This window comes from Streptomyces sp. NPDC006739, from assembly GCF_042869815.1.
Taxonomy (GTDB): Bacteria; Actinomycetota; Actinomycetes; order Streptomycetales; family Streptomycetaceae; genus Streptomyces.
In genome coordinates, this window is record NZ_JBIAGM010000002.1 from 622315 (window position 1) to 637046 (window position 14732).

At 71.5% G+C, this 14732-nt stretch carries 15 protein-coding genes and 1 tRNA gene; 7 read left to right on the forward strand and 9 right to left on the reverse strand.

Going from position 1 to position 14732, the window contains the following annotated elements; all coding sequences use genetic code 11:
• Nucleotides 1-56: 56 nt before the first annotated feature.
• The gene (locus ACFYMM_RS06245) at nt 57-953 is read left to right on the forward strand and encodes a peptidoglycan-binding protein (protein ID WP_388384350.1); all 897 of its coding nucleotides are present in this window, start codon (nt 57-59) and stop codon (nt 951-953) included.
• A 54-nt stretch (nt 954-1007) separates the two neighbouring features.
• On the opposite strand, the gene ACFYMM_RS06250 is transcribed toward ACFYMM_RS06245, so the two are convergent.
• The 4 genes from ACFYMM_RS06250 to ACFYMM_RS06265 form a co-directional block, all read right to left on the reverse strand.
• Nucleotides 1008-1667 (reverse strand): HAD family hydrolase, encoded by a 660-nt coding sequence (locus ACFYMM_RS06250; protein ID WP_388384352.1) that lies wholly within the window; start codon nt 1665-1667, stop codon nt 1008-1010.
• Nucleotides 1668-1847: 180 nt separating this feature from the next.
• Entirely contained in the window at nt 1848-2429 is a 582-nt protein-coding gene (locus tag ACFYMM_RS06255; RefSeq protein WP_388384354.1) for a TMEM165/GDT1 family protein, read from the reverse strand.
• 262 nt (nt 2430-2691) lie between these two features.
• Nucleotides 2692-3426 carry a dienelactone hydrolase family protein gene (locus ACFYMM_RS06260; protein ID WP_388384355.1) on the reverse strand — a complete coding sequence of 245 codons (735 nt, stop codon included), beginning with the start codon at nt 3424-3426 and terminating at the stop codon, nt 2692-2694.
• 206 nt (nt 3427-3632) lie between these two features.
• The gene (locus ACFYMM_RS06265; RefSeq protein WP_388384357.1) at nt 3633-4190 is read right to left on the reverse strand and encodes a DUF3291 domain-containing protein; all 558 of its coding nucleotides are present in this window, start codon (nt 4188-4190) and stop codon (nt 3633-3635) included.
• Nucleotides 4191-4563: 373 nt separating this feature from the next.
• Between ACFYMM_RS06265 and ACFYMM_RS06270 the strand changes: the two genes are divergently transcribed.
• Nucleotides 4564-5019 (forward strand): DoxX family protein, encoded by a 456-nt coding sequence (locus ACFYMM_RS06270; RefSeq protein WP_388384359.1) that lies wholly within the window; start codon nt 4564-4566, stop codon nt 5017-5019.
• 214 nt (nt 5020-5233) lie between these two features.
• Nucleotides 5234-5845 (forward strand): DedA family protein, encoded by a 612-nt coding sequence (locus ACFYMM_RS06275; RefSeq protein WP_388384361.1) that lies wholly within the window; start codon nt 5234-5236, stop codon nt 5843-5845.
• Between the two features lie 62 nt (nt 5846-5907).
• On the opposite strand, the gene ACFYMM_RS06280 is transcribed toward ACFYMM_RS06275, so the two are convergent.
• Nucleotides 5908-6147 (reverse strand): DUF2277 domain-containing protein, encoded by a 240-nt coding sequence (locus ACFYMM_RS06280; protein ID WP_388384363.1) that lies wholly within the window; start codon nt 6145-6147, stop codon nt 5908-5910.
• Nucleotides 6148-6253: 106 nt separating this feature from the next.
• Between ACFYMM_RS06280 and ACFYMM_RS06285 the strand changes: the two genes are divergently transcribed.
• Together ACFYMM_RS06285 and ACFYMM_RS06290 are read left to right on the forward strand one after the other, a co-directional pair.
• A complete protein-coding gene (locus ACFYMM_RS06285; RefSeq protein ID WP_388384364.1) occupies nt 6254-7159 on the forward strand; it encodes a ketopantoate reductase family protein in 906 nt (301 codons plus the stop codon).
• A gap of 67 nt (nt 7160-7226) precedes the next feature.
• Entirely contained in the window at nt 7227-7571 is a 345-nt protein-coding gene (locus ACFYMM_RS06290) for a hypothetical protein (protein ID WP_388384366.1), read from the forward strand.
• Nucleotides 7572-7620: 49 nt separating this feature from the next.
• Here ACFYMM_RS06290 and ACFYMM_RS06295 read toward each other — a convergent pair.
• Nucleotides 7621-7695: transfer RNA gene (locus tag ACFYMM_RS06295), tRNA-Val, on the reverse strand.
• 154 nt (nt 7696-7849) lie between these two features.
• Between ACFYMM_RS06295 and ACFYMM_RS06300 the strand changes: the two genes are divergently transcribed.
• Both ACFYMM_RS06300 and ACFYMM_RS06305 read left to right on the forward strand, forming a co-directional pair.
• Nucleotides 7850-9121 (forward strand): hypothetical protein, encoded by a 1272-nt coding sequence (locus tag ACFYMM_RS06300; RefSeq protein ID WP_388384368.1) that lies wholly within the window; start codon nt 7850-7852, stop codon nt 9119-9121.
• A gap of 85 nt (nt 9122-9206) precedes the next feature.
• On the forward strand, nt 9207-9758 hold the full coding sequence (locus ACFYMM_RS06305; RefSeq protein WP_388384370.1) for a DUF4383 domain-containing protein: 552 nt from the start codon (nt 9207-9209) through the stop codon (nt 9756-9758).
• Here the strand turns inward: ACFYMM_RS06305 and ACFYMM_RS06310 are convergent.
• From ACFYMM_RS06310 to ACFYMM_RS06320, 3 genes are all read right to left on the reverse strand, one after another.
• Complete coding sequence (locus ACFYMM_RS06310; RefSeq protein ID WP_388384531.1) at nt 9746-10864, reverse strand: amidase domain-containing protein; 1119 nt, start codon at nt 10862-10864, stop codon at nt 9746-9748. The genes ACFYMM_RS06305 and ACFYMM_RS06310 overlap by 13 nt on opposite strands.
• 175 nt (nt 10865-11039) lie before the next feature.
• A complete protein-coding gene (locus tag ACFYMM_RS06315) occupies nt 11040-12323 on the reverse strand; it encodes a hypothetical protein (protein WP_388384372.1) in 1284 nt (427 codons plus the stop codon).
• A 53-nt stretch (nt 12324-12376) separates the two neighbouring features.
• Nucleotides 12377-14554 (reverse strand): transglycosylase domain-containing protein, encoded by a 2178-nt coding sequence (locus tag ACFYMM_RS06320; RefSeq protein WP_388384533.1) that lies wholly within the window; start codon nt 14552-14554, stop codon nt 12377-12379.
• Nucleotides 14555-14732 lie beyond the last annotated feature (178 nt).

Here is a 14732-nt window from a genome sequence, read left to right on the forward strand (position 1 = left end):
GAGGTCTGCATAAACTCTGGAGTTCCTGAGGGGAAACGGCAGGGGAGGGACACCGCGTGACCGGTCCTGAGGGGCACACCTGCCCGGAGTGCGGGGCGCCGAAGGGGGCGGGCAACACTCCGTCCTGCGACTGCGCCCGGCGGGCGGCGGAGGCGTTACGTCACACGCGTACGGCGGAGGCGGCAGCGGCGGAGGACTTCGACCCGCTGCGGATACGGCCGTACGTGGAGCTGGAGGGCCCCGCTCCGGACGCGACCATGCCGCTGCGTCGCGTGACGGACGTGCCGGGGGCGAACCTCTTCGAGGCGGGCCCGGCGCGGCCGGAGCCCGAGCCGGACCCGGAGCCGCCGCGGGAGATCCGGCCCCGCCGTCGCCGTACCGCCCTGCTGCTGTCCGCCGCCACGGCCGCCGTGCTCGGGGTCGCCGCGACGGCGGCCTTCGCCGGCGGCCTGCTCTCCTACCGGAACCCGTCGCACGACGAGTCGGCACCCGAGGTCCGGGAGAGCGTCCCGGACACGGCTCCGAGTACGACTCCGTCGTCACCCGCCGCTCCGGCCCCCTCCTCACTTCCGGCGTCGAGGCCCGCGCAGGCTCGGCCGGCCGTCCCGGCCCACTCCCCCAGCCCGTCTCCGTCGCGGCCGTCACCCACGCCCACGCCGTCCCGCTCGGCCTCCCCGACGCAGACCGCGACGATCGCGGACACCCCGGTCACGCCCCGGCCCTCCGCAGCCCCGGCCCTGCGCCTCGGCGACAGCGGCCCCGAGGTCATGGAACTCCAGCTGCGGCTAAAACAGTTGAACCTCTTCGACGGTGCGACGAACGGCGTCTTCGACCGCCAACTGGAGGACGCGGTGCGCACCTACCAGTGGGCGCGGGGGATCCAGGGGGACGACCTGGGGGTGTACGGCCCGGCGACCCGGGCACGCCTGGAGTCGGAGACCGCGAAGCCGTGAGCCGCGAAGCCGTGAGCCGTGAGCCGTGAGCCGTGAGCCGTGAGCCGACGGAACCTACTCGGCGAAGTGCAGCCGGATCGTCCCGTCCTCCGCCGGCTCGACCCGCACCTGGGTCAGGTCACGCACCACGACGTCCGGCGCATGGGACAGGGCCCGGGGCCCGACCCCGACCACCCGCATCCCCGCGGCGCGTCCCGCCGAGATGCCCGCCCCCGAGTCCTCGAACACCACGCACTCCCCCGGATCGACGCCCAGCTCGGCGGCCCCCTTCAGGAACCCCTCGGGGTCGGGCTTGCTCGCGCCCACCGACTCGGCCGTGATCCGCACCTGGGGCAGGGGCAGTCCGGCGGCGGCCATCCGCGCGGTGGACAGGGCGACGTCCGCCGAGGTCACCAGGGCGTGCGGCAACCCCCGCAGGGAGGCGAGGAGTTCCGCGGCGCCCGGCACCGGCACGACGCCGTCCATGTCGGCCGTCTCCTCGGCGAGCAGCCGCGCGTTCTCCGCGAGGTTCTGCTCCACGGGCCGGTCGGGCAGCAGCAGCGCCATCGACGCGTGTCCCTGCCGTCCGTGCGCGACCTTCAGCACCTCCTCCGCGTCCAGCCCGTGGAGCCCGGCCCAGCGGCGCCAGATGCGCTCGACCACGGCATCCGAGTTGACGAGGGTGCCGTCCATGTCGAGCAGCAGGGCGTGGGCGGTCAGGGCGGTGGCCGGCATCGGCAGCTCCATGGCGAGAGGACGGGACCCCGGAGGGAAACAAAGTGCCCCGCCCGCCGGTCAGGGAGAACGGGCGGGAGCCACTTTGTTCCATCACGGTACAAAATCCGGCCGGGCCGCGCCACCACCCCCGGCGACCGTTCACCCGGTGTTCGCCTCGCACACCCGGCTCCGGCACGCTCAGCCGGCCACCGCCTCGTAGAGGCTCCACGCCCCGAGCCCCAGCATCAGCAGGGCGGCGATCCGCGTGATCAGCTTCAGCGGCACCCGCCTCATCAGCGCCTTTCCGCCGACGATGCCCAGACCGGCCACCGCCCACAGCCCCAGCACCGCACCGAGACCCACGGAGAGCGGGTCGGCGTAGCGGGCGGCGAGGTTCGCGGTCATGATCTGGGTGAGGTCGCCGAACTCGGCGACCAGGATGAGCATGAAGCCCGTACCGGCGACCCTCCAGAAGGACTGGTCGGCGGGCTTGCGGATCTCCTCGTCGTCCTCGTGCTTCGCCAGCAGCAGCATCGCGGCACCGCCCAGGAACAGGACGCCGGTGACCGCGTGCACGATCCGCTGCGGCAGCAGGGTCAGCACGCTGCCGGCCGCGACGGCGACCACCACGTGCAGCAGGAAGGCGGCGGCGACGCCCGCGAAGACGTAGGAGGCCCGGTAGCGGGTGCCGAGGACGAGGCCGGCGAGCGCGGTCTTGTCGGGCAGTTCGGCGAGGAAGATGACGCCGAAGACGAGCGCCGTCACGGTGATGCTGATCAAGGTTCCTCAATCGGTCGGGGCTGCCCCACCGAGAGTGCTGTACCTCACGTACATCACGCGACACGACACCTCGGCAGGGCAGCGCACATGGCACCCGTGCCGTGGAGCACGGGCGTGCACTGCTTGCCGAAGGTCTCGCTGGCCGGTCCCCAAGGACCCGCCTCCGGGCGCCGGCTCAGGCTGGCTGAGCAGTATGTCGACGGTCCGGCGAAGAGCTACTCCCCTTCAACGCCGTCCATGGTACGGGAAGGGAACCGGAGCCTCAGCCCGTGCCCAGGGTGCGGTCCAGGAGGGGGAGCAGGTCGTCCCAGTGGCGTTGCAGCCCGGAGGCGCTGAAGGCGTCGGTGTCGGACATGGTGAAGCCGTGGACGGTGCCGGGGTAGATCTCGGAGGTGTAGCCGACACCCGCGGCGTCCAGGGCCTCGTCGAGCCGGCCGAGCCCCTCGGGGGTCATGTCGCCTTCGGCGTGGCCCAGGTGGACCCGGGCGGTCAGCTTGGACAGGAGGCCGGGCCCGTCGGCGGCCACGGGGGCGTGGAACGCGGCGACGGCGGCCACCCGCCCGGGGTGGGCGGCCGCGGTGCGCATCGCGTAGAGGCCCCCTATGCAGTAGCCGGTCACCCCGACCGGACCGGCGGCGACCTCGGGCCGGGCGGCGAGGAACCCGAGGTAGGCCTCGGCGTCGCTCAGGACGCGTTCGGTGGTGTGCGCCTTGAGCAACGGCATGACCCGGGCCATGACCCGCGGCCGGGCCTCTTCTCCGATGTGTTCGGGAAGCTCGATCACCGGTGCCGGGCCGTGCCGGTGGAAGAGGTTGGGGACGAGCACGTAGTACCCGTGTCCGGCGAGTTCGCGGGCCATCTCGCGCAGCACGGGCCGGATGCCGAAGCCGTCCGCGTACATCAGCACTCCCGGGTGCCGCCCGCCACGGTCGGGGAAGGCCGCGAAGGCGTCGGCCTGGCCGTCTTCGGTGGGAATTCGCAAGGTCTGGGTGGGCATGGGTTCTCCTGTCGTGGTCGATGTGCCTGGGCTGTGATCGACACGACGGAGGCGGAGCCCGCGCGGCGGTGCGGGCTCCGCGATCGAGCAGCGGGCCCGCACCGGCCCGTACGGCGCTCAGCGGAGCACCGGGTCACCGATCCGTGTGTGGCGCGAAGCCGTCCCGGTGGTCATTCCCACAACATAGCCGTGTCCGCGCTCCCGGGTCAGGGAACCTGATCGTTCCTCGGCCCGATTCCGTCGACCCTGGCCGGAGTTCCGTCGGCGGCGAACGAGTGGTGGAAGGTGAAGGCGTGCGGCGCGGAGCCGTGGTCGCTGAGGTGCTCCAGCCGGGAGACCCCGTCACGCCAGGTGGGTATCACGCCTTCGGGGACCCACCAGAACACGTAGTTCGGGTGCCCTGTCCTCTCGAACCAGTCGTACCGCCGGTTCAGCGCCTCACGGTGCCGACCGGTGTGGACGGCGTCGAAGGCGGCTCGAGGGCCGGTCCAGAGCGAGAGGGTCGCGGCCAGGGCGGCGGTGTCCGGCGTACGGCCCTTGCCGTACCAGGCCGGCACGGCGAACTCTCCCCACGCACCCCAGTCCGCCCCGAAGAGTTCGCCCCGGCCGCCGTCCGCCGCTTCGGCATGCGCGAGGTATCCGGGGTGCCTGCCGACCTGCCGGTAGACGGCCTCACCGACGTCGTAGAACTCGTGCGTGAGGGGTGCGGGATCGGCGAGAGGGGTCTTCAGGACGCCGAAGGTGTACAGAGCAAGATGAGGCACGCGTCTCTCCCTGGTCCGGGGTGAGTTGGGGCGCGACCGACGGTCGCCACCAAGGCCAGGTGAAGGTAGCCGCGTCCGCGGGCCCTGTCGAAGTTGCGCTGTCCCTGTCAAAGTGGCCTCTGGTCGGCTGTCCAGGCGTGTATTCGGTCACGCTTTCGGATACCGGCGGGGCGGCACGAACCGTCCCACGTGCCACTACGTGCCGCTACGGCCTGCGTGGAGCCGTGATCAGAGGGGCAATCCTGGCCGAATGTTGAACTTGCAAGTTTTCATTAGGCCCACCTAACGTGGATGGCTCGTTCGGTACCGCCGTCCCCAGGAGACCGGTCAGTCCCCGACCGGCCCACCTCCCCCGAAGAGGAGAACCCCCCACATGTCCGCTCGTCTCAACTCCGCCCAGCCGTACGTGATAGGCCTGTTCCGCATCGTCGTCGGCCTGCTCTTCGCCATGCACGGAGCCGCCTCGCTCTTCGGCGTCCTCGGCGGCATGCCCGGCACCCACGGCGGCACCGTCGACGCCGGCACCTGGCCCGGTTGGTACGCGGCGGTGATCCAGCTGGTCGGCGGCGGTCTGGTCCTGCTCGGCCTCGGCACCCGCGCGGCCGCGCTGATCGCCTCCGGGTCGATGGCGTACGCCTACTTCGACGTCCACCTGAAGGTGGCCCTGTGGCCCATCCAGAACGGCGGCGAGCCGGCCGCGATGTTCTGCTGGGCCTTCTTCCTGCTGGTCTTCACCGGCTCGGGCGCCCTCGGCCTGGACCGGCTCCTCGCCCGCCGCACGGCGAGCGAGCAGCAGACGGCCACGGACCAGACGCCGGTGGCGGCCTGACCGGCGTGACCGCGGGACCAGCGGGACCGGCGTGACCGCGTGACCGCGGGACCGGCGTGACCTCGTGACCCTCCGGCCGGCGCCCGCGCCGGTGTGACGGCACCCTCCCGGAGGGTGCCGTTTCGCTGCCGGAGTCCCATACGCCCCCCGTGACCCCACTGTCACATCTGCGGCGTACGCTGTTGGGCTGTCATCGGGGGAGCAACGGGGAGTCATGGTGTTGGACAGCCTGGGGGAACTGGCGGCGGGGCCATGGATCTACGCCACGGTGGCCCTGTCGGTGCTGCTGGACGTGTTCGTGCCGGTCCTGCCGAGCGGGGTACTGGTGATCACGGCGGCGACGGCGGCCGCGGCGGGCTCGGGCGCCACGGGCCACGTCCCGCAGGACGTACCCAGCGCCCTCGCGCTGATCCTGTCCGCCGCGACCGCCTCGGTCCTCGGCGACCTGGTGGCCTACCGCCTGGCCTGGCGCGGCGGCGAACGCCTGGACCGCGCGATCGCCCGCTCCCGGCGCCTGACCAGCGCGCAGGAACGTCTCGGCGAGGCGCTGACCCGGGGCGGCGGCGCGCTGGTCGTCCTGGCCCGGTTCGCCCCGGCCGGCCGCTCGGTCGTCTCCTTCTGCGCCGGGGCCGCACACCGCCGCGCCCGCGACTTCCTGCCCTGGTCGGCCCTGGCCGGCCTCTCCTGGGCGGCCTACAGCGTGGCACTCGGCTACTACGGCGCCCAGTGGCTGGGCACGACCTGGCTGGCCACGCTGGTGTCGCTGGCGGCCCTGTTCGGAGCGGGAGCGGGCGCGGGCTACCTGATGCGCAGACGCCCGACGTGACGGCGTGACGACCGCACCGACGCCCCGGCACTCCGTGACCCGGTGACCGAGGCCGAGCCCCGTCAGACCGCCTGGCCCGCCCGCCGCGCCGCCTGCCCCCGCACCTCCAGCGCGCCGAGCAGCTCGGCCGTGGCCCCGGCGACGGCGTCCACCGCCCGGTCGAACGCCTCCTGGTTGTGCGCGGCAGGCGCCCGGAACCCCGAGACCTTCCGCACGTACTGCAAAGCAGCGGCCCGCATCTCGTCCTCCGTGGCCTCCTCGGCCAGCGCGGGCGGACGCAGCGTCTTGATACTCCGGCACATGCCCCCAGTCTGACCCATCCGCCTCCGCCACCCGCACCCCTCTGCGAAGATCACCTCCGAAGGCGGCCACCGACCCACCGGGGCCGACCGAAGAGAGGAACACATCATGGCGACCGGACTCACCGTGGCCGTCCTGGGCCCCGGCGGCACCGGCGGCCTCCTCGCCGGCCTGCTCTCCCGCGCCGGCCACCGGGTCGTCTGCCTGGCGAACCCGGACACCGCCCACGCCCTGACCCGGACCGGCATCCAGGTCCGCAGCGGCCAGTACGGCGACTTCACGGCACCCGTGGAGGCGGACACCGAGCTGCGCGAAGCCGTGGACGCGTGCGTGGTGGCCGTCAAGCACACCCACCTCGACACGGCCCTGGCCCGCGTACCGGCCACGGCCCTCGGCGACGCCCTGCTCGTACCGCTCCTGAACGGCGTCGAACACCCCGCCGGCCTGCGCACCCGCTACCGCGCCGACCGGGTCGCCCCCGCCGTGATCCGCGTCGAGTCCACCCGGCTCTCCCCCGGCCTGATCGACCACGGCAGCCCCTTCACCGAGATCGACCTGACCGGCGACCGGGTCCCGCGCGACCGCCTGGACACCCTCGCCGCGGCCCTCACCGGCGCCGGCGTCACCGCCCGCGTCCTCGACGACGAGACGGCGGCCCTGTGGGCCAAGATGGCCTTCCTCGCCCCCTTCGCCCTGCTCACCACGCGCTACGGCCTCCCCCTGGGCGAGGCCCGCACCCGCCACCGCGAGGAGCTGGAGTCACTGGTCGCGGAGACGGCCGCGGTCAGCCGCGCCTGCGGCGCCCCCGCCGACCCGGCCCAGGCCCTCGCCCGGTACGACGCCTTCCCGCCCGCCGCCAAGTCGTCCATGCAACGCGACGCCGAGGCCGGCCGCGCCCTCGAACTCGACGCGATCGGCGGGGCACTGCTGCGCGCGGCGGACCGACACGGCGTACCGGTACCCGTAACCGCGCGCCTGGTGCGGGAGTTGAGGGAACGGACCGCGACGGACTGAGCACTCGTTCGAAGGAACCCCACCGGTGAACTCGTCACCCAAATTCGAACAGGCGTAGCATTGCCGCGTGGCTACGACCTATGAATTCCCCAGTGACCTCCTCGCCGGTCAGGAGGAGCTGCATCAGGTCCGGGCCGAGCTGTCGGCCCTGCTCAAGCGGCTCCCCTGGTCGGTCGAGCCGATGGACGGTCTCAGTGACGACGGCGGCTGGCGCAAGGTGGAGCGCCCCGCCTCCCCGGGCTGGTCCGAGGACGAACAGGCCGAGGTGGAGAAGCTGCGGCGACGGGAGCACGAGCTGGCGGTGTTCGTCAGCGGCCACCGCTTCTGGTCCGAGGTCGCGGCGGCCGACCGGGTGGACGCCCGGATGAAGCTCAAGCACGCGCACGAGGAGCCGGAGAACCCCACGGAGTGAAAAGCGAGGAGCCCCCGACCGTGACCGGCCGGGGGCTCCTCGTTCGTCCTGGTGGGCGCGGACGGTTTCGAACCGCCGACATCCTGCTTGTAAGGCAGGCGCTCTACCCCTGAGCTACGCACCCGCGACGAGTCGACAGCCTACATTGCCCGGAGCCCTGCCCCGCAAACCCGTCCTGGGCGAACCCGGGACATCGCGAACCGACCAGCCTGTGTGTTCGTCTCCAACGGGTGGGAGAATGACCCATCGCAGGTCGACCCACGGCACAGGAGAGGGATGTGGCGGCGACACCCCGTAGGACCCCCGGTCCGGTGCGTGGCTGGTTCGGTGGCCGGGCGGAGAGTCAGCGGGCCGAGGCGCAGGCCGCCAAGGACGCCGCCGCCGGCGCGTTCTACGAACTCGACACCGCCCAGCGTGATCTCCGGATCTCGGTCGAGACCATCTCGGCCGTCGACGACTCCGCCGCCGCCCGGCGCGCGATCGCCGACTTCGAGGCGCTCGGCCGGCGCATCGACGAGGCCAGCAGCCGCTACATCGAGGCCGTCGACGCGCAGGACCTCGACCGGGACGACCTGGAGGCCTCCGTCGCCGGCCGGGCCCGGGCGGAGCTGACGGCGGCCAGGGACGAGCTGGTCCGGGTCAAGCAGGAGCTGGACCGTTTCGGCAGCTCGCTCGGGCCGTTGCTGGGCAAGGCCGAGACCCAGCTGGCCCGGCTCGCCCCGGCCGTCGAGCGGGCCCGTCAGGCGCTGCTCGCCGCCTCGAACGCCCTGGACGCCGTACGCGAGTCGGGGCTGAGGGCGGACGACCTCGCCGCCCGGCTGGCCGCCCTGTCCCCCGAGCTGACCCGGCTGAACCAGGGCGCCGGTCAGCACGGGGTGCCGCAGACGCTGGAGCGGGCCGAGCGGGTGGCCCGGGAGGCGGAGGCGATCCGGGCCGAGGCCGCGCGGCTGCCGGAGCGGGCCGCCGAGATCGATCACCGGCTGGTGAGCCTGCGGACCCGGGCGCAGGCGCTGACGACACGGGCGGGGCAGGTCGACCCGGTGCTGAGCGAGCTGCGGCGCCGGTTCTCGGCCGCCTGCTGGCAGGATCTGCAGCACGTGCCCGAGCAGGCCGCCGAGAACGTGCGGCAGGCGGAGCGGAGGCTGACCGAGGCGCGGGCCGCCCGGGACGCCCAGCGCTGGCCGGAGGCCACCTCGCTGCTGTCGACGGTCCGGGCGCTGCTGAACACCACCGACGAGGCGGTGTCGGCCGCCGGGGACCGGCTGCGGCGGTTGAACGCCGTACAGAAGGATCCGCAGCAGGAGATCGAGCGGACCCGGTTCGCGATCCGGGACGCGCAGCGGCTGGCCATGACCGGGCGGGCGACCCCGGATCCGCGGCACGCGGGCCCGCTGGACGAGTGCGTGGCCCGGCTGGAGCGGGCGGTCGGCACGCTGGAGGGCCGGCATCCGGACTACTGGCACTTCCTGACCGAGACGGAGGCCGTACGGCAGACGGTGGCGCGGGTGGTGACCCGGATCCGGGAGGACCGCGGAGGCGCACCGCACTGAGCGGCCGGGTGTTGCCGGTGCGCCGGGGCAGGCGGATATTGGAGTGACGTACGCCCTGCGCTCGTACTCGCACCAGGAGGCGGACATGGCCTCGAACGCACTGCACCCGCAGTCGCAGTCGCGGCAGCGGATCAAGTTCGACGAGCACCTGCCCGTCGACCACCGGCTGAACACGGTCTACCGGATCGGCGCGGGCCTGATGGGCCTGTTCCTGCTGGCCTTCGGGGTCCTCGGGCTGACCGACAACATCGGCTTCTTCGACACCGGCGGGAACACCGCTGTGGGGCTGAACACCAACGGCACGCTGAGCGTGCTGTCGGTCTGCGTGGGGGTGCTGCTCTTCGTCGGCATGGTGGTCGGGGGGAACTTCGCGTCCACGCTGAACATGGTGCTGGGCGTCCTGTTCATCCTGAACGGGTTCCTGTTCCTGGGCCTGCTCGACACCCCGCAGAACTTCCTGGCCTTCAGGATCCAGAACGTGCTGTTCAGCTTTGTGGTCGGGTTGCTGCTGATGGTGTTCGGGATGTACGGGAGGGTCAGTTCGAGCCTCCCGCACGACAACCCGTACTGGCGGGCCCGGCATCCCGACGCGGAGGCGCCGGACGAGGAGCGGGCCCGGCCGGATCAGGTGCGGTAGGCGTAGTACGCGGCGTTCGGGTACGACGCGACCAGGCTGGCCACCGACCTGTTGTAGGTGTTGGTGGAGTGGTACGTCACGTACGGCACGCCCTGCGGGCTGCGGTAGGTGACGATCATGGAGTGGTCCTTGGAGCCGTCCTTGTTGAAGTCCATCTGCAGCACGTCGCCGATGTCCAGCTGGTAGACGTCGGCGAGGCTGGTGACGCGCTTGGAGGACAGGGCGAACCAGGAGAACTCGTTGACGCCGACGAACGAGTCCGACTGGATCGAGGAGTTGCCGAACCACTTGTGGAAGTCGCTGCCGTCGCCGGGCACGTGCTTCCAGCCACCGGCCTTGAGGGTCTGGCTGACGAAATTGGTGCAGTCGCCGCCGTCGGCCTCCCCGTTGAAGTCGGGGTAGTCCGGGTTGTAGTGGCTCCAGTACTTGGTCGCGTACGCCACCATGGCCTTGTAGTCGTAGGCGCCGGTGGTGAGGTTCTTCGGCTTGGCGGGCGCCGGCCAGGCGGTGGCCGCGCGGGGCGCCTCGGGCGGGCTGTCGTCGGCGGGGGTGGCGGGCGTCCTGACGGACGGCGTGGCCACCTGGTTCACCGCGAGGTAGCCGTCGTCGGTGTCGCGGATGCCGGTGAGCTGCCAGTCGCCCTGCTGGTCGGCCTTGAAGGTCAGCTCGTGGTGGGCCTGGAAGCCGGTGGTCTTCGGCTCGGTGCCCTTGACCTTCTCGTACGTGAGGGTCGTGCTCTCGGTGACGTCGACGGTGGCGTTGCGGCCCTTGACCTGGGTGGCGTCGAGCGTGACCGTCGTGCTGCCCTTGCTGTACTTCTCCCCGGCCCTGGCGAGCCGGGACTTGCGGCCGCGCAGTTCGGTCAGCGCGGAGTGCTCCTCGCGCGACTGGGTGCCGGACAGCCGCACGTTGCCGGAGAAGGCCGCCGTGCGCTGGTGCCGTTCGGTGTCCCCGTGGGCGGAGTCCACCAGGGCCTGGGTGCGGTCGGTGAACACCGCGTCGGCCAGCCGCTGGAAGGTCGCCTTCGTCGCCGCGTCCACCGTCGGATCGTTGACGACGGCGGCGCCCGCGCTCCAGTTCGGCACCAGGGCGACGCCCGCCACCACCGAGGCGGCGGCGACCGTGACTATGCCCGTGCGACGCCCCTTACGGCTGAGTCTTCTGGATTTCAATGCTGTTCCCCTCTACGCCGGTACACCTACCGGGAGACCGCATCTTCGCATGGCATCTGCGACGGATGTGAAGAGGGGATACACAAGTGGAATGAGGGGAGTTCGCGGCTCAGCCGACCACGGTCGACCAGTCCGACGGGGCCTGTGCCGGGTCCAGACCGCGCAGGTTCGCCAGGGTCGAGGGCTTCTGTACGTCCATCCAGTCGGCGAGTTCCTTGAAGGACACGCATCGGACGCCCTTCCTGGTGCAGATCTTCGGAATGACCTGGTCGATGGCCTTCATGTAGATGCCGCCGTTCCAGTTCTCGAAGTGGTTGCCGATGAACAGCGGTGCCCGGCTGCCGTAGTACACCCGGTCGAAGCCGGCCATGTAGGAGGCGACGGTCTGCTGTTCCCACTGGGCGTAGTCGGCGGGGGCGCCGTGGGTCTCGCCGTTGGACTGGTTGTAGAGGAAGTTGAAGTCCATCGACAGGCCCTGGAAGTCGTGCCCCTGGTACGGCAGCATCTCCAGCGGGAAGTCCCACAGGCCGTCCTTCTTTTTGGGCCATATCTGGAAGTCGCCCGGGGAGCTGGCGTCGTAGCGCCAGCCGTAGCCCTGCAGCGCCTTGAGCAGGTTCGGCTGGCCTTCCAGGCAGGGGGCGCGCCCGCCGACGACCTCCTTCTTGAAGTCGAAGGGCAGGGCGGGGACGTCCTGGTAGCCGGTGTTGGTCTTCCAGTTCTCGACGAAGGAGAAGAACTGGTTGATCTCGCTGCGCCACTGGTCGACGCTCCAGTCGCCGCCGCCCTTCGCCCCGCAGAAGTGGCCGTTGAAGTGGGTGCCGATCTCGTTGCCCCCGGTGTAGGCGAGGCGGAGCTGTTCCAGGGTGTCGCGGATGTGCTGGTCGGTGGCGAAGTCGATCGCGGCGGAGCCGGTCGGGTGCATCGGCGGGTGGTAGAGGGTCCGCTTGCTCTTGGGCAGCAGGTAGATGCCGGTGAGGAAGAACGTCATGTGGGCGTTGTAGCGCTGGGCCATCTCGCGGTAGTGCGAGAAGAGCCGGTCGTCGCCCTGGAGGGCGCCGTCCCAGGAGAAGACGACGAACTGGGGCGGTTTCTCACCGGGTTTGAGCGGTACGGGCTTCAGCTGGTCCTTCTGCGGTCCGGTGTAGGAGGTGGAGCCGTCGCCGAGGATGTGCGTCCTGCCGTCCCACTTGGCCTCCTCGGTTGATCTGGGCACGGGCCTGGTGCCGGTGTCGGCGGCGGCGGGCGTGGTTCCGTCCGACCGGGTCAGCACCAGGTAGCCGGCGACGACGGAGGACACGACGAGGAAGGCGGCCAGGGTCATGAACTGCGAGCGGCTGGTGCGGCGGGCACGGGCCTTGCGACGGCGGCCCGTCGACTGTGTGGTGCGGGACATGCGCGGCTCATTCTTGCGTGGTGAGGTGGAGGCTGCGGAACGGCGGCCCGGGGTCAGCCGAGGCCCATGGCGCTCGCCCAGATGTCGTAGGGGGAGCTGTCGGTGGTGGTGCCGGCGAGTCCGTCGAGCGGGAGGGGCTCCAGGGACTTGCCCAGGTCCATGCGGTAGACGACGACCGCGGTGGACACGGAGGAGGCGGTGCCGGTGTACCAGGCGGCGGTGCCGTCCTGGGTGGTGCCGGGCTTGCCCGCCGCCCGGGCCAGGGTGGCCTTCGCCGAGGGGTGTGCGCTGTCGAAGGACCGCGCGAGCGCCTGGCCGACCTGTTGGGCGACATCGGCGCCGACGGCACGCCGGGGGCGTGGGGTGGGCAGGGCGATCTGGGTGCCGTTGCGGGTGATGCGGAGCACGGAGTACGGCTCGGTGTGGGTGCCGGCGGCGGCGAAGGTGGCGTATCCGCTCGCCATCCGGATCGCGCTGGGGGTGGAGTTGCCGACGGACAGGGCGGGCACCTGGGCTCCCAGGCTGGATTCCAACAGGCCGGCCGCCTCGGAGGTCTGGCGCACCGTGGCCAGTCCGGTGTCCATGCCGAGCTGCATGAAGGGGGTGTTCACGGACTGGGCGAGCGCCTGTTCGAGGGTGATCTGCCCATAGGATCTGCGGCCGTCGTTGTGGGCGAAGACCTTGTGGCCGCCCCGGTCCCAGTAGGGGCCCTCGGGGGTGGTGACGGGGACGGCGTCGTCGCCGTCGTAGAGCGTCCGGGGCGTGACGGGGGTCGCGGGGCCGGTGCGCGTCTTGTGGACGCCGTGTTCGAGGGCGGCCGCGTAGACGAACGGCAGGAAGGCCGATCCGGCCCGCACGGTGGACGCGTTGGACTCGTTGTAGCCCTGTGTGCGGTGGTCGGGGCCGCCGTAGACGGCGAGGATCCGGCCGTCGGTGGTGACCGAGGCGGCACCGTAGTGGGCGGTCCTCGCCGGGCCCGGATGCTCGTGCCGCGCCCGCTTGCGGGCCTTGGTGACGGCGTCGGTGAGCGCGGTCTCCCGCTTGCGGTCGAAGGTCGTGTAGATCTGGTAGCCGCCCAGGTCGAACTGCCGGTCCGTGAGGTGTCCGGCCTTCTTCGCGTACTGCGAGGCGAGTTCGACCAGGTAGTCGCTCTGCTCGCCGGTGTCGTACAGCGGGTTGGTCTTGAGCGGGTCCGGGAACTTGGTGTATTTGGCCCGTTCCTGCTTGGACAGTTTGCCGATCTTCACCATCCGGTCCAGGATCCAGGACCAGCGTTCGACGGCCCGCTTGTGGTTGGCCTTGCCGAGGGTGGGGTCGTAGAGGCCGGCGCCCTTGAGCAGGGAGGCGAGCACGGCGGCCTGGCTGACGTCGAGCTTGCTGACGTCCTTGCCGTAGTAGGCCTGGGAGGCGCGCTGGATGCCGTAGGTGCCGCGGCCGAACCAGCTGGTGTTGAGGTAGCCCTCCAGGATCTGGTCCTTGCTCATCCTGTCGTCGAGCTTGAGGGCGATCATCGCCTCGGTGAACTTGCGGGTGACGGTCTGGTTCTGGGTGAGGTAGACGTTCTTCACGTACTGCTGGGTGATGGTGGAGCCGCCCTCGGTGTCCCCCTTGCCGATGGTGCGGTACAGGGCGCGGGCGATGCCCCTCACGGAGATGCCGGGGTCGGTGTAGAAGCTCTCGTTCTCCGCCGCCAGCACGGCCCAGCGGACGTTCTCGGGGATGTCCTTCAGCGGCATCGCCTGGCGCTGCACCCAGCCGGTACGGGCCATGGGCGTGCCGTCGGACCAGAAGTAGACGTTGTCCTGCTGGGTGGCGTAGCTGTTGAGGTTGCTCGGTATGCCGGTGGCGGCGTAGGCGACGACCAGGAACGTTCCGGTCAGGCCGATGGAGGTCAGCCAGGCGCCGAGCCACTGCCGCCAGGAGGGTATCCAGCGGCGCCAGCCCGCGCGGCCCCGGCGCGGGTAGGCGGGCCTCAGCCTGCGGGCGTACGGCGCGACGCGGGCGGCGAGCGGGGCGAGGCGGGCGACCGCGGTGGCGGCGGCACGCGTCAGGGCCGGGGGAAGCGCGGGACGGGGGCGCGGTTTGCGACGGGTGGAGCGGTGGCCGGGCCGCCGGGGGGCCGGCTCGTTCACTGCGCGGGCGGCTTCGGCGGGATGCTGCGGGCCGGGCAGGCGCAGGGCCATGGTCTCGTCCGGGCGGGGTTCGCGCAGGGCGTCCACCTTGAGCCGCATCGTCTCGTCCGGCGGAAGCGGCGCGCCGCCCTCCCCCCGACCCTCTTCGGTCCCCACTGCGCCCCTTACTTTCACCGCCGCACCGCGGCCTCACGCGCTATAAAATTATCAGCGTTCTTTTCAATTCCTCCACATGGGTGGGGAACGGAAACCAACCCATAAGAAACACAGAACCCTG